Genomic DNA, 26,690 nt, shown 5'->3' with positions numbered 1-26,690 from the left:
AAGAATTCGGTGAATATTACCGGAAGAAGTATCACGAAGTGCCCAAGAATCAACACAAACGCGCCCTCGTCTTAACGGCAAGAAAACTCGTGCGTCTGGTCGATGTGCTGCTACGCAGCGGCCAACTCTACACGCCTCGAAGGAAGGTGAATAGCGCCAAGGATTAACGCCTCCTTTGCCTTAGTCCTTCACGAATTCCCAGTAAAAATCTGGTATCTGACATGGTTTTTGGCTGGGTTTGGTTTGATGCGCCCTTTTTTCGTGACTCCGCGCTCAACAGGCACGGGAAATTTCCAATTCGATTAAATCAACAGCTTGACATCATACCGCTGGACTTATCTGCAGTTAGAGAGATTATCTCCTAACTCTGCTCGATTTTGCAACTTTTGGATGGAAACCTCATCCTCACCTCCATGATATAATGAAACCAAATATCTGGGCGAAGGAGAGGATCGCATGCCAAAGGTGGTATTGGCCGGGGGAACAGGGTTTGTCGGGCAGGCGTTTGCGCGGCGGTTTCAGGAACGGGGAGCGGACGTTAAGATCATTTCCAGACAAGCTCCGCATATCTCCTGGGAGGACCCAAACGCTATTGTGGAGGCGTTGGAAGGGGCGGACCTGCTGCTTAATTTGGCTGGCCGGTCGGTGAATTGCCGCTATACGCCGGAGAACCGGCGCCAGATCTTGAATTCCCGGACGGAAACGACACGTCAGCTGGGGGAGTGCGTCCTGGCCTGCCATCGTCCGCCGGCATTATGGATGAACTCCAGTACGGCGACAATTTATCGGCATGCGGAAGATCGCCCGATGACGGAGCAGGGCGGGGAAATTGGCACTGGCTTTTCGGTCGACGTCGCGAAGGCGTGGGAGGAGGCTTTTTTTGCCTTTAATCTCCCGGCTACAAGGCAAATCGCCTTGCGGATCGCCATCGTGCTGGACGACGGCGGGGTGATGGCTCCCTTGCGGAACTTAGTGCGCTTTGGGCTGGGCGGAGCTCAAGGATCCGGCCGTCAGCAGTTTAGCTGGATCCATATGGAGGACCTGTTCCGAATCGTCCAGTTCCTGCAGGAGCACCCCGAGCTGGACGGCGTGTTTAACGCATCCGCTCCGAACCCGGTTACGAACCGGGAGCTGATGGCCAGCCTGCGCCGGACGATGGGCGTTCCGATCGGCTTGCCCGCTCCGCGCTGGCTATTGGAGCTGGGCGCACGCCTCATTCGCACGGAAACCGAGCTGGTGCTGAAGAGCCGCTGGGTGTTGCCGGAACGGCTGCAACGGGCGGGCTTCACCTTTCATTACGATACGTTGGATAAAGCCGTGGAGGAAATTGTAGGCCGGATGCGGTCAAGGTAGTCTGCAGGCCGCTGAAGCCGGTTTGCGAGCGGACAAGCAATGGTTTTCTCAACATCATGGGGATCAGAGAACTTTTTTTATGGGGTTAACATTTAAGCGCATAAGTGTGGAGTGCCGAAATTTTTCACCCCTGGTGCCACGATTCTTCTCCTTATGTTTTGAGAGCGCTAACATTACAATGGGTTTAATCAAAGCAAGGGGGGAATCAAACAAGATGAAAAAATGGATCTCATTATTGTGCAGCGCCGCCATGCTGATGGTATTGTTGGTAGGTTGCGGCGGAGGAAATGAAGCTTCCGGCAGCGGAGATAACGGTGGAGAGAAGGTCAGCATCTCCATCTGGCATAACTGGACAGGCCAAGACGCGAAAGCAGTGGCCATGCGAAAGATCATTGAAGACTTCCGGGCCCAGCATCCCGAGATTGAAGTCATCGACGAAGGGCTCCCGACAGACGGGTTGAAGACGCGTCTGCGGACGGTGGCCGCAGCAGACGAAATGCCGGATCTGTTCGTTATGTGGCCGGACGCCATGACGAAGGAGTTCGTGAAGGGCGATTTGCTGCAGCCCATCAATGATGAGCTGGATGCCAATCCGGATTGGAAGAACAACTTCATTCCGAATGCGCTGGACGGTTACACCGTGGACGGAAAAATCTACTCCGTGCCGATGAACCTCGCACCAAGCTCGTTTATTTTCTACAATGATGCCCTGTTTAAGAAATATAACGTTAAAGTGCCGGAAACGTGGGAAGAGCTGGAGACCGCTATCCAAACGTTTAACGACAACGGCGTCATTCCAATCGCGTTGGGCAACAAAGCAAACTGGGTTGCACAGTCGACGTTCTTTAGCACCGTGGCAGACCGGATTACCGGTACCGACTGGTTCTTGAAGGCAGTTGATCAAGACGGCGCGAAGTTTACGGATCCTGAGTTTGTCGAAGCACTGACTACATTCCAGAAGCTGGGTGAAATCAAGGCGTTCCAGGACGGCTTCAACAGTATCGATGAAACGCAAATGATGCAGCTATACTTCCAAGGGAATGCTGCTATGGTCGTCAACGGCGGTTGGGCATTAGCAAACCTGGTGAACAATGCACCGGCGGAAGTGCTGGATAACACGCATATCACCATCGTTCCGACGATTCCGGGCGGCAAAGGCGCGCCAGACACCACTTCGGGTGTCGTGGGTACCGGCCTGGGGGTTAGCAAGAAGCTGACGGGAGCTCGGAAAGAAGCGGCGATGAAGCTGTTCTATGCACTGGCTGGTCCTGATGGACAGAAGGCTACCTTGGAGAGCAGCACCTTGGTCAGCTACAATATCGAGCTCGACAAGAGCAAAGCGCATCCGCTGTTTGTTGAACTGTACGATCTGATTCAACGCGTGAAGATTGTACCGGTTTACGACTCCAAGCTGGGCTCGGCCACGGTTGAAGTGGTGAACAACGGGCTGCAGGAGCTGCTGATGGGCGGTAAGGCAGAGGATATTGCCCGCAAAATCCAGGATGCACAGGCTGCAGCGGTAGCCGCCAATTAAAGCGAACCCCTTCCCCTCAGGGGGAGGGGGATTATTTTTTCCCTTAAAGGATGTGAGTAAGCATGAACGCATTGCGCAGCAAGAGCTTTATCATCACCGGGCTGCTGCCCGCGCTGGTGATCTACTCGCTGTTCGTCTTCGTGCCGGTGATTTGGTCGGCTTACTACGGCTTTTTCAACTGGTCGGGCATCGGCGAAGCGAAATACACCGGACTCAGCAATTATGCGGAAATCCTGCGGGATCCCATATTCTGGCGGGCGCTGAAAAATAACGTCGTGTTCGTGCTGGCCTCGGTGTTCGGGCAAATTCCACTCGCTCTTGTGTTGGCCGTGCTGCTGCATAAGAGCAACCTGCTGCAGCGCTTCCTGCGCTCGGCGGTATTCCTCCCGATGGTGTTGTCCACGGTGGTCATCGGGATGATCTGGCAGTACATTTATCATCCGCAGATTGGGATTCTGAACTTCCTGCTGGATGCGTTAGGATTGTCCAGTTGGAAACTGGATTGGCTTTCGGATGGCAATATTGCGATCTATTCACTGCTGCCCCCGCTGATCTGGAGCTATGTTGGATTGTATCTCATCATCTTCATGTCGGCGCTCCAGAACATTCCGGGTGAGATTCACGATGCGGCCAAAATCGACGGTGTCTCCGGCGCTCGCAAGCTGCTGACCATCTCATTGCCGATGATTAAGAACACGGTGCAGGTGGCGGTAATTTTATGTATTTCGGGCAGCTTGAAGTCCTTCGACCTGGTGTACATCATGACGAAGGGCGGACCGGCGCATGCGACGGAGCTGCTGGCGACGTATATGTATAACTCTACGTTCTCGACCTACCGGTACGGATTCGGGAGCGCAATTTCCACCAGCATTATGATCATTAGTTTGTTGTTGATCGGAACCAGCCAGTGGCTGACCAATCGCAAAAAAGACGCCGCTTAAGGAAAGGAGGAGCCCATGAACTTGAACATCAATACAACCACAACGTTGTCCGCAAAAAAAGCCGGGGTTGGCGGCGGCGGACGGGTGTTACGGAAGACAGGCCGCACGTTGTTTTGGGGGCTGCTGACGATTTATGGCGTGATCACGTTGTACCCGTTCTTTTGGCTGGTGATCAGTGCGTTTAAGACGAATGAGGATTTCTACGTCCGGCCCTTTGGATTGCCGCAGGTGTGGCATTTTGACAATTTCACGCGGGCTTGGGAAAGCTCGCGGCTGGGCACGGCATTTGGCAATTCGGTGCTCGTGGCAATCGGCTCGCTGGTGCTGACGTTGTTTATCGCCGCGCTGACTTCATTTATTCTCGCTCGCTTCCAGTTCCGCTGGAAAGGCGGGGTGCTGACCTTTTTCGTGATTGGGATGCTGATTCCGATTCATAGTACGTTAGTTCCGTTGTTTATTCTCATGAAGCAGATGTCGCTGCTCAACACGTATTGGGCGCTGATTTTGCCATATACCGCCTTTGCGTTACCTACAGCAATATTCGTGTTGACGGCCTATTTAACAAGCGTGCCGCGCGATCTGGAGGAGGCGGCGTTTATCGATGGGACTGGATTGTGGGGGTTATTCTTCCGCATCATGCTGCCGATGTCGGTTCCGGCGTTGGCGACGGTGACGATTCTAAGCTTCCTGCATTCTTGGAACGACTTCTCCTTTGCGCTGGTATTCATCAACAAGACGGCGCTCAAAACGTTGCCGCTGGCCATCGCTAACTTTGCTGACGGTTATCAGACGGATTATGGCTTGTCGCTCGCCGGTATGACGTTGTCGGTGATTCCTACGATCGTCCTCTATTTGCTGTTCCAAGAACAAATGATGAAGGGGATGACGGCCGGCGCGGTGAAAGGATAAGGGAGGAACATCCTACACCGGAGCAAAGGGGGAGCGCAAGATGTTGCATAAATGGTTGACTACGTCGCTTCAGCGCAAGCTGTCGGTGGTGGTTGCAGGGTCCATGATCGTGCCGATGCTGGCTTTGGGGCTGTTCGCCTTTGTGATCTCTTCCAACATTACGGAGGAGAAAACAAAGCTGACCGGCAGTGATATGCTAAAGCAAATGGACGCCAATTTGCGCTTTATGTTAGAGGATATCGAGACATTATCGATTTTCTTAATTGGGGAACGGGATCTGCAGGCCTATCTGGCGGGCCCGGAGGACGACGAAGCGAAGCGGACGGAGCTGGTCGGGCGCATGACCAATTTGGCGGCCTCCAAGCCTTATATCGCGAATATCGCGATCTATCCCGAACGATTCGACGCGCGGCTGTCCACGGCCACCTGGTATGAAAATGAGCTTCCCGAGGAGGCGGCGAAGGCGATTGCCGGCGGGAGAAAAACGTGGTCCGGCGTGTACGAAATTCGCGACTACGCTGGGATGGAGCAGGTGATCACCTTGTTTCGCCCCATCCGCAGCATCTACGATTTTCGCCGCTTGGGTTGGCTGGCGATCAGCCTGGATGAACGGGAGTTAGCCCGTAATCTGGAATCACCGGAGTTTGGTCAAGGGATGGGCAAGGTGGAGCTGGTTGGGGGAGACGGGACGATTCTGTCCTCTGCCGACAGATCCAGGCTGGGCCGGCCGCTGGATGAGTATGCGCCCGGTCTGTTCGCCTTGCTGCCAAGGCGCATCCCGGAAGGAGAAGATATCGGGAGCGAACCGCTCTCTGCCAGTATGAACATCAGCGGCAGCGTAATCTTCGGCGAAGGGGACGGAAAGTCGACCGTGCTGTACCGTCATGAGCCGTTAACCGGCTGGATGCTGGTGGGCAGCGTTCCTTACGACCAATACCGGGCGGAGAACCGCTATATTCTCACGTTAACCGCCGAGGTCGTTGGCGTGTCGGTGCTCGTGTGCACGCTGCTCATCTGGTTTACCGTTCGCCGGATTACCCGGCCGCTGCGCGTGTTAACCCGTCATTTGTCGCGGATCGATCCGGAGCGGCCTTTGCCGCGTTTTCCGGCGACCTCGGATGATGAGATCGGGCGGTTGGGCCACAGCTACAACATGCTTGGCGCGCATATCGAACAATTGAAGCGCGAAGTCATCCGCGGCGAAGCCCGCAAGAAAGAGGCTGATTTACGGGCCTTACAGGCGCAGATCAATCCGCATTTTTTATACAATACGTTGTCATCGATCCATTGGATTGCCCTGATGTCAGGAGAGCGGCGGATCGCCGATATGGTTGAAGGGTTAAGCGACTTCTTGCGGATCAGTCTTAATCAAGGCAAAGATTACTGCCCGGTTGAGCAGGAGGTGGCCCATATCCGAAATTATGTGCGCGTCCAATCGATCCGCTTCCCCGATAAATTTACGGTCGAGTATTTCGTAGATGAGACGCTGAACGACAAGTGGATGCTGAAGCTGCTGCTGCAGCCTTTGGTGGAAAATGCCTTGATCCATGGGATCCAAAAACGCGAAGGAATCGGTACCATCACCATCTTCATCCAGCCGGAGGGAAGACGCATGCACGTAACGGTCATGGACGACGGGCTTGGCATGAACGCCGAGCGCTTGGAGGAGGTACGCCAATCGTTGCTGCAACCCGCCGCTGACGGGGAGGAGAACGGGCGGCCCGGGATATCAGGAACGGCCTTGGCGGAGACGGCGGCAATGACGGTTACGGATGCCCCAACCCCTGTTCCAGTTGCTTTAACCGGAACTGCAGCCTCGACCTCGGCAACTCGGGTAACTGCGTCATCAGCAGCGACCACACCTGCAGGATGGTCGGCCGGATACGGGCTGCGTAACGTCAACGAGCGGCTGCTCTTGCACTACGGACAGGAATCGGGGCTCTCGATCGACAGCCGGGAAGGCGAGGGCACGCAGGTTTCATTTTCCATTCCGATCATGGAGGAATCGCCATGAATGTATTAATTGTAGATGACGAGGTGATTATCCGGACTGGGCTGGCCAGCGTCATCTCCTGGAGCGAGCTCGGACTCCATTTACTCCAGCCGGCTGCTTCTGCAGAGGAGGCGCTTGAGCGGCTGGAAGGGGAACGTCCGGATATTTTAATTACTGACATCCGGATGAATGGGTTAACCGGCCTAGAGCTGGCGGAAGAAGCAGTGAGACGGTTGCCTGGGCTGGAAGTGATCATTTTGTCCGGATATGGAGATTTTGCTTATGCCCAACAGGCGATTCGCCAAGGCGTTAGCGATTACCTGTTAAAAACGAGCAAACCGGAGGAAATCATCCGGACCGTGCTCAAAGCCAAGCAGCGGTTATTGGAGCGCCGGGCGGAGAATTCCCGCGCCCATCGGCAGGCACGGGAAGAACGGCAACGGCAGTTGTATAAATGGGTGATCGAGGGTGAGACGGGAGCGGCTCCCGGGGTTCCTGAGCCCTCAGATTCAAGTCAGCAGCTGAAGACCTTCGGGCATTCGGAGTACCGGCAAGTGCTGATTCTAACCGCCGGCGGCTGGGGGCAGGAGGAGGAGACCGGCTCGCTTCTGCGGTTTGCCGTCCAAAATATGCTGGAAGATCTGCTGCCCGGCGCGGCGGTGTTGATCCATCAAGGGCAGATCGTTTGTGTGACGGCGCCTGAGCAGAGTTTTCCACTATCCAGTGAACAGCGGTTTAAGGGGATGCTGGAGCGGATCGAAAACTTGCTGAACTGCCAGCTGCGCTTGGCTGTCGGCGTACCTGTGGAAGAGCAGGATCAAGTGCATCATAGTTATGTGACTGCACAGGCGGCTTTGGCTTATCATGATCTGCTGCCCGGCGCGAAGCTGCTGGATTACCAGGCGTTCGCGGACCGGAAAGGCGGGAAGACGGTCATCACGCAAGAAGAGGAGAATGAGCTTGGCTCGATCTTACTAGAGCAGGATCGGATGGCGTTGCGCGCGTGGACACATCGGCTGGCTGACGAGCTCACCGCAGATCCGGAATGCACGCCGGAATCGTATCAAGCCTGCCTGCAGTCCGCCGCCGTTGCCGCACACCGCTGGCTGGAGCGTACCCTCCGGGCGTTAGGGAAGGAAGGGGCCGCGCGCTTCACACCTTGGCAACAGCAGCACAACGGAGGTGCGAAGCTGAAGGATGAGCTGTTCCGCCATTTGCACGCCGTCATGAGCTTGTACCATGGTCATTTGGGCGAGGGGCAGGCTTCCCATGTGCAGCGGGCCAAAGCCTATATGGAGTCTTGCCCGGCGGAGGAGTTAAGCTTGCAGCAGGTTGCAGCTTATGTGCACCTGCATCCCGGCCATCTCAGCGAGCTGTTCAAAAAAGAAACCGGCAGCACTTTTAACGATTACGTTACGGCCTTGCGGATGCGCCGGGCCATGGAGCTGCTGGCGGTATCGCCAGCGAAGGTAAGTGAAATCGCCGGACTCACCGGATACGAGGACGTGAAATATTTCAGCCGGCTGTTTAAGAAGTATACCGGCAAGACGCCAAGCGAATTCCGCGAGGAAACGCCGGGCGGGACGATTCGGCAAGCTTAGCAGTACGGAAGGGATATTTTTTGATACACCATTTCATCAGGAAAAGAGGGACGATTTATGATCCTATCGGGACCATGGAAGCTGCAGCATTTTGAGGTTGGAGAGAAGCCGCCCCTGGAGTTGGCCGCTCCCGGTCTGGACGACCGCTTCTGGGTGGAGACCCACGTCCCGAGCGACGTACACTCAACGCTGCTCGCCCGTGGTTTGATCGATTCCCCGTATTACGGGCACAACGATGCGAAATGCCGCTGGATCGAGCGGAAGGAGTGGTGGTACCGCACGACGTTTGAGCTGGAGGCCCTGCCGGGGGAAACGGAGCGAATCGAGCTTGTCTTTGAAGGACTGGACACGTATGCGTCTGTTTTTGTTAACGGACATGAGATCGGTTCAGCGTCCAACATGTTCCGCTGCTACACGTTTGATGTCACGCGGATCGTCCGTGAGGGGCGGAATACGATAGCCGTTCGTTTTGATCCGCTGTATTTGCATCATCGGGATAAAGAGCAGCTCGAATGGTCCTCGTATACGAAGGAGCGGCCATGGATTCGCAAGGCGGCGATGAATTTTGGCTGGGATTGGGGGCCGCGCATCGTCACGACTGGAATCTGGGGACCGGTTCGACTGGAGCGTCGCAGATTGGCGAAGCTGACAAGCGTATATGCCGCGACGATCTCTGCGACGGCAGAGGAGGCGGTGATTCAGATCAGCGCCGAAGTGGAGGCTTATCGCTCCAGGACGGCGGCGGTTGCTGCCCTCCGCTTGCTGGATGCGGAAGGCGGGGAGGTTGCGTCGGCCACACTTTCGATGCTGGATGCAGAGCAGCCCCTTATAGGTGGACAAGCCGCGTTAAGACAAGCTTTCCCGAACGCAATCCGTACCAAAGGGGCCGCATCGGCCGAACTGCGCGTCGCCAATCCGCGGCGGTGGTGGACGCATGACTTGGGCGAGCCTTATTTGTACACGCTGGAAGTGACGCTGCTGGTCGGGGATGAAGAGGTTGACCGTTACGAGCAGCCCTTTGGTATACGGACGTTGGAATTATCGCTTGAGCAACCGGACGGCAGTCCGTCATTTGCCTTTATCCTTAATGGCATTAAGGTTTATGCCAAAGGAGCGAATTGGATTCCGGCAGATCATCTGATCGGATCGATTCCGGAGTCGACGTACCGCGGGTTAATTGAACTGGCGGTGGAGGGGCATATGAACATGCTGCGCGTATGGGCGGGCGGCATTTATGAGAAAGAGATTTTTTACGAGGAGTGCGATCGGCGCGGGGTGCTGGTATGGCAGGATTTCGCTTTTGCCAATGCGTTGTTCCCGGACTTCAACCATGACTTTATGGACAATGTGCGCCAGGAAATTATCGATAACGTCAAGCGGTTGCGGAATCGGGCTTCGCTGGCGCTCTGGTGCGGCAATAACGAAATCGATTGGCTGTATGACATGAAGTCGGCGGGCGGGGAGATTACCGGGGATTTTTATGGAGAATCGATTTATCATGAACTGATTCCCGGCTTGCTGGCTGAGTTGGATCCGTATCGACCGTATTGGCCTTCGTCGCCGTACGGGGCGCAGGATGGGTATGATGCCAATGATCCGAATCAGGGGGACCGTCATAACTGGCAGGTATGGCACGGGTCGGTGTATCCGCGTATGCAGGGCGAGAAGCCGCTATTGGATTACAGCATCCAAGGGGTCACGTTCAAAAATTTCAAACAAGACTTTGCCTTATTCAGCAGTGAGTTTGGCATGCACGCTTCCGCAAACCGGTATACGCTGGAGAAGAACATCCCGGAGGGACAGTTTACTTGGGGAAGCGCCGAGATGGCGTACCGGAATAAGGATACGAATCATCGTAAAGGGATTTTGCTCATGGAAGGCTATACCGGAATTCCGCGGGATATCGAGGAGTACATGAATTTCTCCATGTTAACGCAGGCCGAGGGGCTGAAATACGGGATCGAACATTATCGTCGGCAGCGTCACCGGAACAGCGGTGCACTGGTGTGGCAGCTCAACGACAGCTGGCCGGGGACGAGCTGGTCGATGATTGATTACGAGCTGTTGCCGAAGGCTTCGTATTATTATGGGAAGACGTTTTTTCATCCGGTGCTCTTGTCGCTGGAGCATGAACCGGGCGAACCGCTGCACGTGTGGGTCGTGAACGATACGCTGGAGCAGCTGGAGGGAACCGTGATTGTAACGGTTCATCCTTTGGTTCAGCAAGGGGGTGCGGCCAAAACGGCGGAAGGTACGAGAGACGGGGGGATTCGTCAGTTTACGTTGACGGCTGTGGTGCCGCCGCAAGCCGCGTTGCGGCTTGGGCGCTTGGAAGAGGCGGAGGCGCTGGCGGGGTTGGCGCCGGAAGAGGTGCTGGTGGAGCTGAGCGCTGCGGGGTTCAGCGCGCCGGTGAACCGCTATTACCTGCGCGATCCAAAGGAGCTGCGCTTGCCAGCGGCTGAACTGGACGTGCAGGTAGACGAAGCGGAGCAGACCGTCACGGTCACCGCCTCCGGCGGGGCAGCCGCCCGGCTGGTCAAGCTGGAGCTGCCGCTGGGCGGGGTCCGTTACAGCGACAACTACTTCGACCTGCTGCCGGGCGAGAGTCGGACGGTGCGCCTCCGGCACCCGGACGGCTTGCCATTGCCCTGGGCAGCGCTGCGGGTTGGCGCTCTGAACGCCGCCGCCTGGCTGGGCAAGCGTTAAGGCGGTCGGCGGGGCGAGCCGCTGCGACAGCATCCAAAAACACCTCCACATTTGTGGAGGTGTTTTTGGCTATTCCTCGTGCTCGAAGAGGGTGATGCCCTCGATTTGGTTGATCGTTCTGCGCAGCTCCCGGGCTTGCTCTCGGCTGATGTCGCCATTTTCGAACATCCGGTTGACTTCTGCGCGTTCAGCATCCATTACGATCAGCCGCAGTTCTTCCTTCTGCGCTTCCGTCTTCTCGTTGAAGGGACTTGAGGAACCTTTCAGACGTGCGATGGCACGCTTGTAATCCAGGATGACATATTGAACAATGTTGTCGGAATCGTCTCCCTTTTTCAACCCCTGTAAATATTCGAGTGCTGCTTGCAAGGCCTTCAGGTGAATGTCCCGCCCTACGGCCTTCAAGTTGTCATCTTTGTATTTCCGTCTCGCCCGGCGGAAATCCCGGACGGTCGTGCCGACCAGGAAGAAGAAGCGGGAGCTTCCGCTTTGCGACAGCTTCTCTTCCCGGTGATCCAAAGCCTTCTCGAAGGTTTCATACATCTCTTTATCGATTCTGCCTTCCTGGACGGCTTGTTGGATGTAGTTGCGTTCTACCTTAAGTGCGGCCCGGTGCAGTTCGGTGATTTTTCCGAGCATCTCGGGTCGATCAAGCCGCCGAGCGCCCGATTGATCCAACGCGGGCTTCAGCAGCCGGCTATACTCGTCCATAAGCTGGTAGGCTGCGACTTTGTTGTCGTCGTCCATGACCTCTTTGATCTTGTTCAGCGCAACGCGCAACACGCGGGTCCGAGCTTCGTTGTAATCGAGGAACGGGCTGTCCTCTTCGCCGGGTGCTCCCCCTTTGCTAAGCATCGGCAAAAAGATCGTGGCTGCGATCAACGTAAACAAGATCACACCCGCGGCCAAGAACAGAATCAACGACCGTTCCGGGAACGGACCGCCGCTGGCTACGACATAAGGGATAGACAGGACCCCCGCCATCGTAACCGCGCCGCGAACCCCGGTCAAGGTCAGCATCAGGCTGGACTTCGCTGTAGGTTTATCCCCTTTGCCTTTCTTGTAATCATGAATGGCAAATAGATGCGACCAGATAAAGCGAATCCCCAAGATGCCAACCCCAACAATGAGCACGTACCCAATCGCCAGCACATTGTTAATATTCGGGTTAGCGACCGTATCCTGAATCGACGACGGGATGTTCAGACCAAGCAGCAGGAAGACAACCCCGTTCAGGACGAACAGCAGGGTGGACCAAATATTTTCCGTTAACAATTGTTCCTTGGCCAGCATCGTTTCCGTCCGCTCCCGCATCAGTGAATGCACGATACCGCCGACAACAACGGCAATAACGCCGGAAGCATGCAGGAATTCCTCCGTCACGATAAAGATCAGGAACGGCGTGAGAATTTGCAGCAGCGAGTGCAGCGTCGTATCCTTAATCCCCTGTTTGAGCAGGGAGAACCGGATCCAGGCCATCGCCAAGCTGAGCACGAAACCAAGCAAAGCCCCGACCACGAACATATAGGAGAAGTCAAACAACGCTTCTTTCAGGGAAAAATAACCTGTCACAACCGCCGCGACCGCGTAGTTAAAAGCGACCAGGCCGGAGGCATCATTGATCAACGATTCCCCCCGGACCAGATTCAGCACCTTCTCCGGGATATGAATCCGCTTGGCGATCCCGTTGACCGCCACTGGATCGGTAGGGGAGAGGATCGCCGCCAGCGCGAACGCCGCAGCGAGCGGAATGTCAGGAATGACGGCATGAATGAGGTAACCGCCTCCCAACGTAGTTAATACGACGAGGATGATGGCATTCCCCAGAATCGCTCCGCGCATATTCCATAACTGGTCACGGGGGAAGTACCTTCCGTCGTTATACAACAGAGGCGCTACGAAGAGCAGCAAGAACCATTCCGTTTCAAGTTCGAGCGAGAACTCATTGTAGGCCAATGCAATGAGGATCCCAAGGGCGATTTGAGTCAGTGCAGTTGGGATCATCGGGATGTAGTGGCTGATAATGTTGGATACCACTAGACAGATGAGCAGCAAAATAACCGTAATCAGCAAATCCATGCAAGCAACGTCCTTCCGAATGTGTTTCAGGCACTTGGCCGATGGTTTAGGATGGTAATGATTATAGCATATCCTGTTTTTTTAAACCGAATTTAAATAGACAAACTTTTCTGCAAAAAAAAGCTCCTCCGCAGCCGACGCGGAAGAGCCATAGATCCGTTTCACTTAAGCAGAGCAAGGAATTATAGGTCATCGAACCCGTTGTCGTCGCCGACCTTGCCATAGTTGCGGGATTTCGCTTCGAAGAAGTCTGTTTTCGTCGCGTTCAGCGCTTCATCGGAGAACGGCTTGATCCACGGCATGCAGTTGATATCCACACCTTCATAGGCTTTGTCCAGCCCCATCAGCGTCAGCCGTTTGTTCGCGATGTACTTAATGTAATCGGACAATTCGTTTAAGTCGATGCCAGGGACATTTTTTAACGTATAGTGCGCCCAGTTCGTCTCTAGTTCGACCGCCTTGTCGATTGTGCGATAGGCGTAATCGATATTTTCCTTCGTGTTGAGTTCCGGATAATCGATCAGCAGTTGTTTGAACACTTCGGCGAAGAAGTAGCAGTGCTGGTTCTCATCCCGTTGGATGTACGAGATCATTTGGCTGGTGCCCATCATTTTCTGGTCCCGCGCCAGATTGTAGAAGAATGCGAACGTACTATAGAAGAAGATGCCCTCCAGAATAAGATCCGCTACCAGCGCTTCAAAAAACGATTGCGGCGTAGGTTCGTCACGGAAGTTCTGATAGATATTCGCGATAAATTTGTTGCGGTCCAGCAGCACTGGATCGTGCTTCCAATACTCGAAAATTTCTTTCTGCTCCTGCTCCGACACGATCGAGGACAGCACGTAGGAGTAGGATTGGTTATGTACGACTTCCTGCTGTCCGATGATCGCCGAGATCGCCTCCAGCGATGAGTCGGTGAAGTAGCGCTTTACATCGCCCACAAACATCGTCTGCATCGAGTCGAGCACCGCCAAGAGCGAGATGTTGATCTTGAAGGTACGTTGCTCTTCCGGATCGAGCAGGGCGAATTGCTGTGCGTCTTTGGCCATCGGGATCTCGTCAGCAATCCAGTGGTTGAGCAGCAGCACCTTGTACAGCTTGTACATATGCGGCATGCGGATGTCGTTCCAGTTCAGGATGCCTGAGCATTCGCCGCCGATGATGCGCGTAGATTTGTTGGGGGCTTCGGTATTAAAAATCGTTTGAAGTTGCATGGGATTTTCGCTCCTTAATTTTTGTTGAGTAAGTTGTACATGGGATGGGGGTATTGCGAGATCAGGTTGCCGGCGTTTCTCCAGAATCATTTCCCCCTCTGGCCCGCATGTATATATGTTCAAAACGTGAGCGCATCCCCGCAGGGGACAACGACGGTTACGCACGGAGCAGCACCATGTACCGCCGCAGTCGCAGTCCCCGCCCCGCAGGAGCACTGCAGTAGAGCGGGCCCGAAGGGCGGCAAGCGGCTCACTGCACATATGCCGCCCGGGTGCGCCGACAGCAGCAGTCCTGAGCAGCACGGTTTTCCAGGTCACCCGGGAGCGCCCAAAGTAAGACGTACCCGAAGGGGGAAAAACGTTCCACGAGCCAACCTCAGCGAATCCCCGATAGGGGAGAGCGCGCAGGAGCGCCTCTTGCTCTCCCACGTTCTTCCCCTTTGCGGGAGACCAGAGGGCAGCAGGCCCTCGGGCGCCCTCCCTTACGGTAAGGGAGGGGTGGGGAGGGTTGATTACCTCATGAGGCGCACGACTCACACTCCTCAATCGTCAACGCCCGGCTCCGCACATAATACGTCGATTTCAATCCGGCCTTCCAAGCATGCAGATGCAGGTCAAGGAAGTCGGCAGCCCGGATGTCCGGCCGTACGTACAGATTGAAGCTTTGGCCTTGGTCGACATGGCGCTGGCGCGCACCGGCCATTTCGATCGACCAATGCTGATCGATCAGGAACGCGGTCTTGTAGTACCAGATCGTTTTTTCGGACAGGTCCGGTGCCGGATTGGCGATTTTGTACGTCGTCTTCTCTTCATACGAGAGCAGCTCGTACAACGGATCGATGCTGGCGGTGGAGCCGGCGATAATCGAGGTTGAACCGTTAGGGGCGATGGCGAACATCCAGGCGTTGCGAACGCCGTTCTCACGCACTTCCTTCTGCAGCTCGCGCCATTGCTCGGTCGTCACGTATTTGCCTTCGCGGGAGCCGTCCACGTAACCGCGGGATTCGAAGTATTGCCCGGTTTCCCAATCGGAGCCGGCAAATTTCGGATATTTGCCTTTTTCCTTAGCCAGCTCCATGCTGGATTGGATCAGGAGGTAGTTGATCTTTTCATACAGCGCGTCATTGTATTCCACGGCCTCCTGGGATTCCCAGCGGATGCCTTCGAGCGCGAGCAGATGGTGCAGGCCAAACGTGCCGAGCCCGATCGCCCGATACTGGCTGTTCGTATACTGCGCTTGCAGCACTTCAATATTGTTGATGTCGATAACGTTATCAAGCATCCGCGTCTGAATCGGTACTAACCGCTCCAGTACGCCGGCCGGTACTGCGCGGGCCAGGTGGATGGAGTTCAGGTTGCAGACGACGAAGTCGCCCGGGATTTTGGACACGACGATCCGCGTTTGTCCGTCCTTCGTCACCAGTTCCTCTTGCTCGACGACGGTTGGCGATTGATTTTGCATAATCTCCGTACACAGATTGGACGAGTAAATCATCCCATGCGCGCGGTTCGGGTTCGCCCGGTTTACCGTATCGCGGTAGAACATGTACGGTGTGCCGGTCTCAAGCTGCGATTTCATGATGCGCTTCATGATATCAATCGCTGGCATCGTGATGCGTGACAGAGTAGGGTGGGCCACGGCTTCAGCGTATTTTTCACGGAAGCTGCCTTTCCCAAGCTCCTCGTCATAGAAATCCTCCAGCCCCAACGCACGCCCGTTCTCATCCTTCCAGCCCATCGTCTTCTTCACTTCGTGCGGGCAGAACAGATGCCATTCCCCGCGGGCCTCCACCGCCTCCATAAACAGATCAGGCAAGCATACGCCGTGGAAGACGTCATGCGCGCGCATCCGCTCGTCACCGTTGTTCAGCTTCAAGTCGAGGAAGGCGAGAATATCTTTGTGAAAAACATCCAGATAAACCGCAATCGCACCTTTACGAGTTCCCAGCTGGTCGACGCTGACGGCGGTGTTGTTCAGCTGGCGAATCCAAGGGATTACGCCGGAGCTGGTGTTCTTGTGGCCGCGAATGTCCGAGCCGCGCGCGCGGACCTTGCCGAGGTAAACGCCGATGCCGCCGCCCATTTTGCTCAAGCGGGCAACGTCGGTATTGGAGTCGAAGATGCCCTCAAGGGAATCGTCAACGGTATCGATAAAGCAGCTGGAGAGCTGGCCGGCTACTTTTTTACCGGCATTGGACATCGTTGGGGTTGCCGCGGTCATATACAGGTTGCTCATCGCCCAATACGCTTCCTTCACCAGCTCCAGACGCTTCTCTTCCGGCTCTTTATGCATCAGGTACATGGCGATGACCATATAACGCTCCTGCGGAAGTTCCATTGTCCGTCCGTCGAAGTCGGTCGCCAGGTAACGCTCCGTTAACGTCAACAGACCGATGTAGTCGAACAGCAGATCGCAGGATGGGTCGATCGTGCGGCCCAGCTCTTCAATTTGCTCTTTCGTATAGCACTCCAGCAGCTCTTCGCGGTAAATACCGAGCTGGCATAGCTCGGTGATGAGGTGATAGAACGACCCGTAAGGTTGCTCTGGATAGGCTTTGTAGCGACGATGAACCGCTGCTTTCTTATACAGAGAGGTAAGCAGGGAGCGAGCCGCTGCATATTTCCAATCCGGCTCATCTTTGCTGACCAGCTCCAGCGCGGACATCGTGAACGCATTACTGATTTCTTCCCCGGTCACCACATCCCGGCGGAGCTTCGCATGGACGCCGCGCAGCAGGCGCTCTTTATTGACGTTATGTAATCCTTGCAAAATTCGATCGGCGTAGACGCCCAGACGCTCGCTGTCAAACGCAAGCTGTCGGTTATTGGGTTTGGTCACTAGAGTAGGCATGAGATAAATCCTCACTTTCCATATATTAAGGTAGGATCAATACTGCAGATGAGGGGGCGTTACCCCAAATCTTGAATATTCAAATTGCATATATTTGCTGAAAAAGGGGCGCAATCAAGTTGCGCTCAGAAGGAATAAGATCAATCCGTTTAAAAAGTGAACCTAGGCTCCCACAACACGGCTTGTCCTTGCTGCAGGCTGGGTTGAATATCAATCAGCCGTTGATTGGAGCTGCCGCGGTAGAGCAGGGAAGGGTCGCGAAGCTCTTCAACGAACCTTCCGTCAACCAGCACCTCGCAGCGCCGCAGCAGTTCATATTCCGGGGAGCCGGGGTGTTCGATTAATTCTTCCAACGTATAACCGGTATAAATCCAGATGGATAGGGGCCCGGCTTCCGCCACTAGCCGATCAATAAAGCCGCACACTTCGGCGGCGGAGAAAAAAGGGTCACCGCCAAGGATCGTAAGCCCGCTGAGCAACGGATTATGTTTAATGTCATGAATGATTTCCGCTTCCCGCTCCAACGTGAACGGTTCCCCGTAATCGAAGCTCCAGGTTTTCGGACTGAAGCAGCCCTTGCAATAATGGCGGCATCCGCTGATGAAGATCGCTGCCCTCATGCCGGGTCCTTCATTAATGGACTCCGGATAATAGCCGCAAATGTTCATGCGTCGTGTTTCACCCGGTCACGAACCTCCGCTTGTTTGGCGGGGTTGAACCGTGTCTGATAATCGCCGGTCAGATAGCCGGTCACCCGGCGCAATCGGCGAATATGCACTTCGTTCTCATGGCTGCCGCAGGAAGGGCAGCTTGCCCCAATGATCCCTTCAAAGCCGCAGGCCGAGCAGCGGTCGATGGGATGATTAATGCTAAAATAGCTGACCTGCTGCTGCAGAGCGTATTGCACGATCTTCAGGAATGCCTCCGGATTGTTGCGGGCATTGCCGTTGAGCTCGATATAAGAGATCGCTCCGGCGTTGCACAGCCCGTGGAATTTGGCTTCCAGTTCGATTTTTCGTGCCGCACTGATATTGTAATAGACCGGGATATGGAACGAATTGGTGTAATACTCGCGGTCCAAAATCCCGGGCAGCGGGCCGTAGACCGCGCGATCGCGTTTGGTGAACTTGCCGGACAGCCCTTCCGCCGGGGTCGCAAACAGCGTGATATTCAGATTGTGAATTTCACTTTGGCCGTCGCAATAGTCGCGCATGTATGCGATCAGGTCGTAAGCTTTCTGATACACGGTTTCATCCTCACCGTGGTGCTTCCCGTACATCGCCTTCATGCATTCGGCCAACCCGATGAACCCGATGGACAAGCTGCCGTGCTTCAGCAATTCGCCGACCTGATCGTCCGGTGCCAGATGTTCACCGCCTTCCCAGACGCCTTCCCGCATCATGAAATCGGAAGCTTTGGCTTTCTGGGAAGCTTGAATCGAGAAGCGATGCAGCAATCCCTCAAGGGCGATATTCATATAGTGAGTCAGATCGCGGTAGAAGCCGTGCTCGTCGGGTTCTTGGCGGTGTCCCAACGCAATGCCATGCTTCAAGCCGAGCTTGACCAGGTTCAGCGTATTAAAGGAAAGATTGCCTTTGCCAGACAGGTGATTGCGTCCGAACCGATCCGCCAGCACCCGGGTGCGGCAGCCCATTGTCGCAAATTCCGTATCCGGATCCGTTGGATCGTAGTACATCAGATTCAGCGGAGCATCCAGGTTGGCGAAGTTGGGATAAAGCCGTTTGGCCGAGCATTCCGCCGCTTTCAGGAACAGGGAATAGTTAGGTTCCCCCGGATTTTGGTTGACGCCTTGCTTACATTTAAAAATCTGAATCGGGAATATCGGCGTTTCCCCATGACCGAGCCCGCGTATCGTGGCCGTAAGCAGGGAGTCGATGACCAACTGTCCTTCCGGTGAGGTGCATGTGCCGTAATTGATGCTGGTGAACGGGATTTGCCCGCCGGCCCGGCTCGACATCGTGTTCAGATTATGGATCAGGCTTTCGGCTGCCTGGAACGTCTCACTTTTGGTTTCCTTGAGCGCATAGCTAAATGCCTTAGGATATTGCATCTTCAGATCGCTGCGGCTCATGGTGATATCACCAAAATCAGCGTTCGCGTTGCCCTCCTCGAAATAATCCAGCCCTTTGCGGAAGTATTTGGCGAACGATTTGGCTACGTACGGAGCGAGATCAAAGTCCAGCTTATTGGCGGACACGCCGCCGTATTGGGAGTTTTGCTGGGATTGGAAAATGATCGCTACCAGCGCCATCGCCGTCATGATCGAAGTTGGCGGGCGTACGCTGCCGTTGCCGGTGTTGAAGCCTCTGCGCAGCAGCTTGTCAAACGGGATAAAGATACAGTTCGTTGTGCCAAGAGCATACTGATCCAAGTCGTGAACATACACGATATTATCCTGAATCGCCTGGACCAAGCGAGTTGGCAGTACGAAATGACTTGCATACCATTTGGAATACTCGCTGCCGAATTTGCTCATCTTGCCGGAGAAGCTCTCTCCGTTTAAATTGGCGTTCTCACGCAGCACCTCAAGATTGCGGCTCTGGACGATTTCCTCGCCCATTCGAATCACTTCATCCAGCAAGGTGTCCCGGCCGGTATACGTCTGGCTTACCCATGCCATAACACACTTCTCCTCCCTGTAAACCGAGCTTTAGTTCAAAAATAAAAGAGCATGTCCAACCAACGAGGTAGACATGCCCGAATGCACTGCAAAAAAGATGGACAGACCAAATCAAGGCCCAACATTTCGGCGGCAAGCGGACACCATCCCTGATCCTCGCAGGTTTTCCGTCGGTGTCTTTCAAACGGGCAGGTCTCCTGGCTTTCGGAACGTTGCTGACGCCTTCCCGCAGCTCATCAAACATTAAGCTGTAGTGGCATTTCGTCAGTCAACGGCTGGGTCTTCCAGACGATATAGGCGGAACGCCTGTCTTTAGTACCCAGCTACCGATTACAGTGGCGGGACCGCAGCGGACTTGCACCGCACTTCCCTTTTAAGCTCCGGCGGCTTGTCCGCCGGATCACCCGTTCACACTATATTTTGTTGCGTTGATCTAAGGATAGCCCAAGATGTTGTGTTTGTAAATGGGATTTTCCCATTGAAAACTGACTGAAAACGATGTGAAAACCTCCGGTCCGCACAATGATGCGGAGAGAGGGGGACGGATGAAAATTGTGAACATTTATAATTGGGACTGTAGGACTAGACGACGTTTTACAGGGGATGTGAGTTTTGGGGATGGCCTGGAAATTTAGCCGACGGGTTCGGTTGATCTTCAGGAGCGGGGGTGGTTAGAATAGAGTTATCGGACGAAAAATAGCTTAGGGATCTAAAGGATTCAAACTAATCCAATGACCAAGGAAAGAAGGGGACTGAGTATGGCTATCGCCGAAGTGACCGTCATTCCGATCGGGACGGGGAGCACCAGCCTCAGCGCTTATGTAGCCGAGTTGCATCGGGTGTTGGAGAAGCAGCAGGGCATCACCTTTACCCTGACCTCCATGAGTACGATTATTGAAGGATCGTTAGACGACGTGTTTGCTGCGATTCGCGCGATCCATGAAGCACCGTTCCAGTCCGGTGCCGGCCGGGTATCGACCTCGATCAAGATCGATGATCGCCGCGACAAAGCCAGCTCCTCGGAGCAGAAGCTGCGCTCGGTGCGCGAGAAATTATAATTTCTTGAAATTGGTGCTTGCATTATTTTTAAAACTCGGTATAATAAATTTTGTTCGCTAAAAACGAACCTGCTGGTGTAGCTCAGCTGGTAGAGCAACGCATTCGTAATGCGTGGGTCGGGGGTTCGAGTCCCTTCACCAGCATCTGATATGCAAGCGTAACGCGCCCTCCGAGGTTTTCGGGGGGCGCTTTTTTTATCATTTCATAGCCAACTGAACCGCCGATTTCTCCGCTTCGGTATAGGCCTTCTGCAAAACTTCATCTTTATCTAAAATGTCGGTTCCTTGGACCCGGAGGATTTCAAAATCCTCGATCCCCAGAAATTGAAACATCGATTTCAGGTACTTATAAGAGAATTCAACTTCGGTATACCAATCGTTGTTGGTATAAATCGCTCCGCTGCCCTGGATGACCACCATGCTGCGTCCGTCCTTAAGAAGACCTACGGATCCATTTTCGGTGTACTTGAAGGTTTCTTTGGCGATCATAATGTTATCCATATAGTCCTTTAATTTGGACGGCACGTTAAAGTTATGCAAAGGGTAGGCGATGATATACTTCCGCGCGCTTTTGAATTGTTGAAGGACCTTGTCCATCTTTCGGGTGACCTCGTGCTCTTCGCTCGTTAGTTCTTTACCGTTTCTTTGTTTTCTCCATGCGCTAAGTACCGTCTTGTCCACCATGGGGACAACGTCCTCGTATAAGTTGATTTGTTCGATGATCTCCTCGCCGGATTGATGCTCTCTATATTTTTTTAGAAAAAAGTCCAATACGTTCAGACTAAAAGATGCAGTCGAATTTGCCTCCGGGTGTGCGTTAATGACCAGTAATTTGCTCATTGTTGGTTCCTCCATTTTGTCTTTATTTTGTGTACATCTATAAGACAAGTGAAGGAATCCATTTGTGACAGCAAACAGGGAGGTTTCCATCAACCTCCCTGTCCCTCATCGAGATTACTCGTGCTCCATCATCGCTTCTCGTTTCGTCCGATGCACCGTGCCAAATTTATGGTGCGGCGGGGCATAAATGACATACACCTTCAGCGGCTCATTGCCGGTGTTGATGATGTTGTGCCACGTGCCCGCGGGGATGAAGACCGCGTCGTCTTCACGGATGTTTCGTACGAAGGTGAGGTGATCCGCACGATCGCCCATTTGCGCAACGCCTCGACCTTCTTCCACGCGTACAAACTGATCCGTATCCGGGTGAACCTCCAAGCCGATATCTTCACCGACCGGAATGCTCATCAAAGTGACCTGAAAATATTTGCCCGTCCAGAGAGCGGTCCGGAAGTTCCGGTTATGCTCGGCGGCATCGCTGATATTGATGACAAACGGCTGTTGCCCGTAATCTTGAAGGGGCTGCCGATCCCAAGATCCCTCTTGCAAAGGAGACGAATCGTATTCAGGATAGATCGGGCTGGGCTCGATATAGTCAGGATAGCGGGCAGGTTGATAGGCCGGCGGATTGGAATATCCGTAAGCGAAATAAGGCTGAGGATAGATGTAAGGATCATACGGAGCGGCGTACGACAAGCCGGGGTACGGTCCGGGAACATAACTCATGTCTGACATAACCTCCAAGTTTTTTTTCCATCATATGCCCATTTCTTGCTCCTGTGCTTGTATAAAATTGAGTCAATTCTACTAATGCATTCATCTAAGAATCTTCTTTCTCTCTAACATAGAATAGAACATACCTTAGCAAAGGGGAGAGATGGTATGGCAAAAACACTTTTGGATTACAACTCGACGGTTGTGACTCCGATTACCAATGGTGTTAACATTCCGATTCCGGTTGCAGGGGGCGTACAGATTGCAGGGGTTTCGGTATTCCTGGATCCCGCAGATCCAGCGTCCTTGACTAACCGTGTTGAGTTGAAGGCAACAATTGGCGTTGAAGCGCAGCTGGATACGCCGAACATCCTGGTGCGTATCTGGAGAGCAGGCACCGAAATCTTCTATGGACTGGTAGAAATCGAGGACGCCTTCAACGATTGGGGCCTTATCAATGTGCACATGGTTGAGCATGCCCCGCTTGGAGTCCAAAACTATCAATTGATCGTAGAAAATCAGGATAATAACAGCTCCGCCAGAGTTGTAGGGCCGGTCGTCTTCACGGCGATGGCTATCGGCGGATAATGCTCTTCTTTCATGAAAAATCCCCTCACGGTGCGACCGGGGGGGATTTTCTTGATTGTGAGCTTTATTGGCGAGTATTGATGTTATCGGTTTTTAGGTTCCCTTCGTTTTGAATTGTTGTTTTCACCACCAAGTCCACTCTCAGACGGGGAAAATATTCCGACCGCCAATGGGCGAGCTGTTCCCTCGGGATTTTGTTCCGGAAATATTGGCCTACGCCCAAGATGTCCGCTTCATGCTGTTGCATGGACTTTATCATTTTTCTGAAACGTTCAGTCAACTGGGACTCGAGCTCATCCTTGATTGTATCGATAGAAGGATGCCCGCGGGTTTCCAGGATCGACACCTTCAGATGGATCTGGCTGCGAATGTACGGTGCTCCGTTTTTCAGTGTAACGTGATGCTTCATGGAGTTGCCTAGGATAATCACGCTGGCGTGGTTCATGACCTCAATTCGGCCATGTGCGCTTCGCTCATTAAACGCATTGAACAGCAGGGTTTCATCCGCCGGAATTTGCCCGACCATCCGGCCGTGCTGGATGATGGCAGTGCCGGCGTTCTCGATGATGGTGCTTGTTCCTGATCGAATGAGCGGAATCCCGATGTCCCGGGTGTAAGAATGGATGCTGCGAAAGATTTCCCAGATTCGCGAGACCGCGACGGTTGGGCTTAGACCGGCATTTTTCTCGAAGAAGTTGTACAACACGGTTTGATCGGTTTCTGTCTCTTTATGTAAATGATCGAAGAATTTGCCTATATCCTCATCGCAAATGGCAACCAATGCTTTGGCTGAAATTTCACGGGAACGGATGAAGCTGGAGACGCTGTCGGCTAACCCTTCCTCGGCATATTTTCGTTCAAAGACAATGACTTTTAAATGCAGCAAATCCACGCGGGATTCCATATTTGAGCTAATCTCATCAACGATCTCGGTAATCGTCTGCCCCGTTCGTGTCACGAGCATAGATTTAGTCCCATCTTGGCCCGATTCGGGAATCATAAGAAATACTTTGTACATGGAATCTACCCGGGAGATCCCCATGACGATAGGCAAGGAACGGTGGTTGATGTCTCGATTATCCCAACATCCGCCTAGAATGAAGAGGCAGCAGATGGCCAGTACCATTTTTAGTAGAAGCAGACGGGTCTTCATACGGCAGTCGCAGCCTTCCGTCGGGAAATCCATCCCAGAATATAGATCGAAAACGGAATGACGAGGTAATTATAGGTATGCAACCAGGCATTCACATCAAAAAGGAAATCAACTTCCTGTAAATCTCGAATTTTGATGCCGGAGATGAAGATCAGCAGGTGGAGCGCGATGACGATGTAAGGCGTCCGGACGGTTTTCGGCAGACAACGCTTCAAGATCTCAGTATTGACCCAAACCGTCAAGGATACAAACAACATGAAGAACGTGACGGTGCAGAGCAAGAAGAACATCGTGATGCGGTCAAACATCAGCCAAGTAATATCAATGGTATCCACTGCGGTGATGAAGGGGAAATAGAACTTGGCCGCCGTATCCTCCCCAAAGGTTAACACCGGAATGTACACCGCAATCAAATAGAACGGAATAAGGGTAATGCTCCACCACAAGATTTTTTTACGGTTATACCGTATGCTGGGCTGGATGAATCCGAGATACATAAACCCACAGGCAAATGTAGACTCCATGTACTTGGGGTTGGTAAGGAACGAAAAATCGTTGCTCCATAAGGGGAAGACGTAATGCCAATCGACATTCTGAAACGCCATGCATAATACAAAGAGAATCAGAGGGAAAAAGATCACCCCCATAAGGACGCCGGTACGAAAAAGGGCATGGATGTCCAAGGAAGAGATGAAGGCCGAAATGATCGCAATGAGCAGCATGGTTGCCCATAACGGGGTGTAGGACAGAAACACGAGGGAGATCGTTTCCGCATACGCCCGAATCGTCACGGAGGCTAGCATAGACAAGTAAACGAATAGGGGCAACAGGAAGATCGCGGTAAGGAGCTTCCCATACTGGAGATAGATATCCATCAGGTTCTGGCCTTCAAAGCGGCTTAATCCCTTGGTATAGATGTAGATCAAAAACCAATGCAGAAGAAAGCCCAATAGGATCGAGATCCAGTGGGCTTCCTTCGTGCAGTCTATGATGGTCGTAGGGAAGATAAAGAAAACGATCCCGAGGTGAATCAGGATATGGACGATGATAACTTGAATACTTCTATCCACTCGAATCATCCTTTTGTTTAAAGAAGTGTAAGTAAGGAATACCGTAGGTGGTCGCACTGGCAAAATAAGCGCAGAGGATAACCAAGCCGGACATAATCCCAAGAATGCCAAATAGGGCAGCCAAGATTAACGTGAGATATTTGTACAGACGCAGGGGCAACGAGTTCTGAAATCCTACCACGGTCGAGTTGGCAATACTGGTTGCCGCCAAGATAATGATCAGCAGGCTGCTGACCAATCTGGCTTGAACGACGGCTTGTCCTAAAATAATCCCTCCAACGACCGTAAGTGTAGGGCCGATGCTCTTGGGCAGTCGGACACTGGCAACGATGATAAGCTCCAGCACAATTAACAGCAGCATGGTCTCTACGAATGCCGGGTACGGTACACCGGATCGGCTCTCGGCAATCGTAAGCGCCAGTTCAATCCGCAGTACCTCCGGGTTCACGGAGACGAGCGCAACATAGAGTGCAGGGATAATGAGGTCGATGAGGATGCCAGCCAAGCGTAGCCCCCGAATGATATACATGAACATAGCCGAGTAATTCCGGTCATTCTCCATCATGAAGATATCGCTGACTAAAGCCGGTAAAATCAAGGCAAGCGGTAACCGATCGATAAAAAGAAGAAGACGGCCTTGCCGGAGCGCATAGGCAGCCTCAATCGGCATCTCGGTTGTGTAGAATTTCGGCAAGGCGCTCCACGGATGGAAGCCAAGTGATTTGGAGAGACGTTGCACATTATAGATATCTTGGTGCTTGTTCGCCTCAAGGCGCTCCTTCACTTCTCGGAGTAGATCCGGCTTCACTTGACCTTCCAAGTACATCAGGGTTATTTTTCGAGGCGTGTTCTTTCCGGTAAGGTACATCTTCGTACATAACTTCTCCGTGTTTAATTCCTTCTTCATAAGTCCTACATTGGTCAGGAGGTCATCGCTGAAGGCGCTGGCCGCACCTTGCAGTACGTTCTCATTGAGCGGCTGTTCGATCCCGCGGTGCAAGGTAACGGGAACTGGCAAGATCTGCAGGTACACTTGGGGATCTGGACAGCAGACAATCAAGTTGCCGCTCGTCAAAGCGGAATACAAGGTATCTTCGTTAGGTTCCGAGAGGACTTGGCCAAGATGGGCTAATACCGACAAGAAGGCAATTGGATCTTGGCTCCCGTCCCAATCCGCCTCCCGGATGGAGATCTGCAGATTCGCCCAAGTTCTCGGCAGATCGATCAATGACTTGAATCCCATGACGCGAACTGGTCGTCCAGCCCATATATGCTCTTCGATAAAAAAATCGCCATCCTGCTCAAAACGGCTGCGAATGCGGTCCACAAGTTCCATTGCCAATCCTCTTTCTCTTTAAATCGTCTCAATGGAAGTGTTTGCTGGAAAGGATGGGAATATGTACGTTGATAGAAAAACACCGCCAAGGAAATGACGGTGTGCTCCA

Annotated in this window: 19 protein-coding genes, 1 tRNA gene, 1 pseudogene and 1 riboswitch; of the genes and pseudogenes, 11 read left to right on the top strand and 10 right to left on the bottom strand. The window is 53.4% G+C overall.

What is annotated here, in order from left to right; all coding sequences use genetic code 11:
• The 8 genes and pseudogenes from M891_RS25255 to M891_RS0105425 all read left to right on the top strand — a co-directional run.
• Positions 1-167, top strand: a pseudogene (locus M891_RS25255) (IS110 family transposase); the annotation flags it as partial.
• 289 nt (positions 168-456) lie between these two features.
• On the top strand, positions 457-1,353 hold the full coding sequence (locus M891_RS0105455) for a TIGR01777 family oxidoreductase (protein ID WP_016313665.1): 897 nt from the start codon (positions 457-459) through the stop codon (positions 1,351-1,353).
• A gap of 214 nt (positions 1,354-1,567) precedes the next feature.
• The gene (locus tag M891_RS0105450; protein ID WP_028538112.1) at positions 1,568-2,887 is read left to right on the top strand and encodes an extracellular solute-binding protein; all 1,320 of its coding nucleotides are present in this window, start codon (positions 1,568-1,570) and stop codon (positions 2,885-2,887) included.
• A gap of 62 nt (positions 2,888-2,949) precedes the next feature.
• Positions 2,950-3,828 (top strand): carbohydrate ABC transporter permease, encoded by an 879-nt coding sequence (locus tag M891_RS0105445; protein ID WP_016313663.1) that lies wholly within the window; start codon positions 2,950-2,952, stop codon positions 3,826-3,828.
• A 15-nt stretch (positions 3,829-3,843) separates the two neighbouring features.
• Positions 3,844-4,737: a carbohydrate ABC transporter permease gene (locus M891_RS0105440; protein ID WP_028538111.1), complete on the top strand. Its 894-nt coding sequence runs from the start codon at positions 3,844-3,846 to the stop codon at positions 4,735-4,737.
• A 40-nt stretch (positions 4,738-4,777) separates the two neighbouring features.
• Entirely contained in the window at positions 4,778-6,751 is a 1,974-nt protein-coding gene (locus M891_RS0105435; protein ID WP_051416846.1) for a cache domain-containing sensor histidine kinase, read from the top strand.
• A complete protein-coding gene (locus M891_RS0105430; protein WP_028538109.1) occupies positions 6,748-8,331 on the top strand; it encodes a helix-turn-helix domain-containing protein in 1,584 nt (527 codons plus the stop codon). Before M891_RS0105435 ends, M891_RS0105430 begins: the two co-directional genes overlap by 4 nt.
• 57 nt (positions 8,332-8,388) lie before the next feature.
• Positions 8,389-11,037, top strand: coding sequence for a beta-mannosidase (locus tag M891_RS0105425; protein ID WP_028538108.1), 2,649 nt, complete (start codon positions 8,389-8,391; stop codon positions 11,035-11,037).
• A gap of 69 nt (positions 11,038-11,106) precedes the next feature.
• Here M891_RS0105425 and M891_RS0105420 read toward each other — a convergent pair whose 3' ends face one another.
• From M891_RS0105420 to M891_RS0105400, 5 genes are all read right to left on the bottom strand, one after another.
• Positions 11,107-13,116 carry a Na+/H+ antiporter gene (locus M891_RS0105420; protein WP_028538107.1) on the bottom strand — a complete coding sequence of 670 codons (2,010 nt, stop codon included), beginning with the start codon at positions 13,114-13,116 and terminating at the stop codon, positions 11,107-11,109.
• 182 nt (positions 13,117-13,298) lie between these two features.
• On the bottom strand, positions 13,299-14,330 hold the full coding sequence (locus tag M891_RS0105415) for a ribonucleotide-diphosphate reductase subunit beta (RefSeq protein ID WP_016313657.1): 1,032 nt from the start codon (positions 14,328-14,330) through the stop codon (positions 13,299-13,301).
• A gap of 517 nt (positions 14,331-14,847) precedes the next feature.
• Entirely contained in the window at positions 14,848-17,181 is a 2,334-nt protein-coding gene (locus tag M891_RS0105410) for a ribonucleoside-diphosphate reductase subunit alpha (protein ID WP_028538106.1), read from the bottom strand.
• A 149-nt stretch (positions 17,182-17,330) separates the two neighbouring features.
• A complete protein-coding gene (gene nrdG / locus M891_RS0105405; RefSeq protein ID WP_028538105.1) occupies positions 17,331-17,849 on the bottom strand; it encodes an anaerobic ribonucleoside-triphosphate reductase activating protein in 519 nt (172 codons plus the stop codon).
• Positions 17,846-19,822, bottom strand: a complete 1,977-nt coding sequence (locus M891_RS0105400) for an anaerobic ribonucleoside triphosphate reductase (protein WP_028538104.1) — start codon at positions 19,820-19,822, stop codon at positions 17,846-17,848. The genes nrdG and M891_RS0105400 overlap by 4 nt, the downstream gene beginning before the upstream one ends.
• Before the next feature lie 170 nt (positions 19,823-19,992).
• A riboswitch (cobalamin riboswitch) is annotated at positions 19,993-20,245 on the bottom strand.
• 335 nt (positions 20,246-20,580) lie between these two features.
• Between M891_RS0105400 and M891_RS0105395 the strand changes: the two genes are divergently transcribed.
• Entirely contained in the window at positions 20,581-20,880 is a 300-nt protein-coding gene (locus tag M891_RS0105395) for an MTH1187 family thiamine-binding protein (RefSeq protein ID WP_028538103.1), read from the top strand.
• 71 nt (positions 20,881-20,951) lie between these two features.
• A tRNA-Thr gene (locus M891_RS0105390) sits at positions 20,952-21,024 on the top strand.
• 54 nt (positions 21,025-21,078) lie between these two features.
• Here the strand turns inward: M891_RS0105390 and M891_RS0105385 are convergent.
• Entirely contained in the window at positions 21,079-21,720 is a 642-nt protein-coding gene (locus tag M891_RS0105385; protein ID WP_028538102.1) for an FMN-dependent NADH-azoreductase, read from the bottom strand.
• Between the two features lie 114 nt (positions 21,721-21,834).
• Positions 21,835-22,446: a cupin domain-containing protein gene (locus tag M891_RS0105380; protein WP_084628820.1), complete on the bottom strand. Its 612-nt coding sequence runs from the start codon at positions 22,444-22,446 to the stop codon at positions 21,835-21,837.
• Positions 22,447-22,602: 156 nt separating this feature from the next.
• Between M891_RS0105380 and M891_RS23365 the strand changes: the two genes are divergently transcribed.
• Complete coding sequence (locus M891_RS23365) at positions 22,603-23,022, top strand: hypothetical protein (RefSeq protein ID WP_051416845.1); 420 nt, start codon at positions 22,603-22,605, stop codon at positions 23,020-23,022.
• A gap of 64 nt (positions 23,023-23,086) precedes the next feature.
• Here M891_RS23365 and M891_RS0105370 read toward each other — a convergent pair whose 3' ends face one another.
• From M891_RS0105370 to M891_RS0105360, 3 genes are read right to left on the bottom strand one after another with little or no spacing between them, the layout of a single operon-like run.
• Positions 23,087-24,175, bottom strand: coding sequence for a Ger(x)C family spore germination protein (locus M891_RS0105370; RefSeq protein ID WP_028538100.1), 1,089 nt, complete (start codon positions 24,173-24,175; stop codon positions 23,087-23,089).
• Positions 24,172-25,245, bottom strand: coding sequence for a GerAB/ArcD/ProY family transporter (locus tag M891_RS0105365; protein ID WP_051416844.1), 1,074 nt, complete (start codon positions 25,243-25,245; stop codon positions 24,172-24,174). The genes M891_RS0105370 and M891_RS0105365 overlap by 4 nt, the downstream gene beginning before the upstream one ends.
• On the bottom strand, positions 25,238-26,581 hold the full coding sequence (locus M891_RS0105360) for a spore germination protein (RefSeq protein ID WP_051416843.1): 1,344 nt from the start codon (positions 26,579-26,581) through the stop codon (positions 25,238-25,240). Before M891_RS0105360 ends, M891_RS0105365 begins: the two co-directional genes overlap by 8 nt.
• Between the last annotated feature and the right edge of the window lie 109 nt (positions 26,582-26,690).

Source organism: Paenibacillus sp. J14 (assembly GCF_000518465.1).
Classification (GTDB): domain Bacteria; phylum Bacillota; class Bacilli; order Paenibacillales; family Paenibacillaceae; genus Fontibacillus; species Fontibacillus barengoltzii.
The sequence above is the reverse complement of the archived record's forward strand: the minus strand, read 5'-3'. Positions and strand labels throughout refer to the sequence as shown.

Coding starts and splice junctions, on each gene's coding strand:
- M891_RS0105455 (WP_016313665.1), top strand. CDS start 457: ATGCCAAAGGTGGTATTGGCCGGGGGAACAGGGTTTGTCGGGCAGGCG.
- M891_RS0105450 (WP_028538112.1), top strand. CDS start 1,568: ATGAAAAAATGGATCTCATTATTGTGCAGCGCCGCCATGCTGATGGTA.
- M891_RS0105445 (WP_016313663.1), top strand. CDS start 2,950: ATGAACGCATTGCGCAGCAAGAGCTTTATCATCACCGGGCTGCTGCCC.
- M891_RS0105440 (WP_028538111.1), top strand. CDS start 3,844: ATGAACTTGAACATCAATACAACCACAACGTTGTCCGCAAAAAAAGCC.
- M891_RS0105435 (WP_051416846.1), top strand. CDS start 4,778: ATGTTGCATAAATGGTTGACTACGTCGCTTCAGCGCAAGCTGTCGGTG.
- M891_RS0105430 (WP_028538109.1), top strand. CDS start 6,748: ATGAATGTATTAATTGTAGATGACGAGGTGATTATCCGGACTGGGCTG.
- M891_RS0105425 (WP_028538108.1), top strand. CDS start 8,389: ATGATCCTATCGGGACCATGGAAGCTGCAGCATTTTGAGGTTGGAGAG.
- M891_RS0105420 (WP_028538107.1), bottom strand. CDS start 13,116: ATGGATTTGCTGATTACGGTTATTTTGCTGCTCATCTGTCTAGTGGTA.
- M891_RS0105415 (WP_016313657.1), bottom strand. CDS start 14,330: ATGCAACTTCAAACGATTTTTAATACCGAAGCCCCCAACAAATCTACG.
- M891_RS0105410 (WP_028538106.1), bottom strand. CDS start 17,181: ATGCCTACTCTAGTGACCAAACCCAATAACCGACAGCTTGCGTTTGAC.
- nrdG (WP_028538105.1), bottom strand. CDS start 17,849: ATGAACATTTGCGGCTATTATCCGGAGTCCATTAATGAAGGACCCGGC.
- M891_RS0105400 (WP_028538104.1), bottom strand. CDS start 19,822: ATGGCATGGGTAAGCCAGACGTATACCGGCCGGGACACCTTGCTGGAT.
- M891_RS0105395 (WP_028538103.1), top strand. CDS start 20,581: ATGGCTATCGCCGAAGTGACCGTCATTCCGATCGGGACGGGGAGCACC.
- M891_RS0105385 (WP_028538102.1), bottom strand. CDS start 21,720: ATGAGCAAATTACTGGTCATTAACGCACACCCGGAGGCAAATTCGACT.
- M891_RS0105380 (WP_084628820.1), bottom strand. CDS start 22,446: ATGAGTTATGTTCCCGGACCGTACCCCGGCTTGTCGTACGCCGCTCCG.
- M891_RS23365 (WP_051416845.1), top strand. CDS start 22,603: ATGGCAAAAACACTTTTGGATTACAACTCGACGGTTGTGACTCCGATT.
- M891_RS0105370 (WP_028538100.1), bottom strand. CDS start 24,175: ATGAAGACCCGTCTGCTTCTACTAAAAATGGTACTGGCCATCTGCTGC.
- M891_RS0105360 (WP_051416843.1), bottom strand. CDS start 26,581: ATGGAACTTGTGGACCGCATTCGCAGCCGTTTTGAGCAGGATGGCGAT.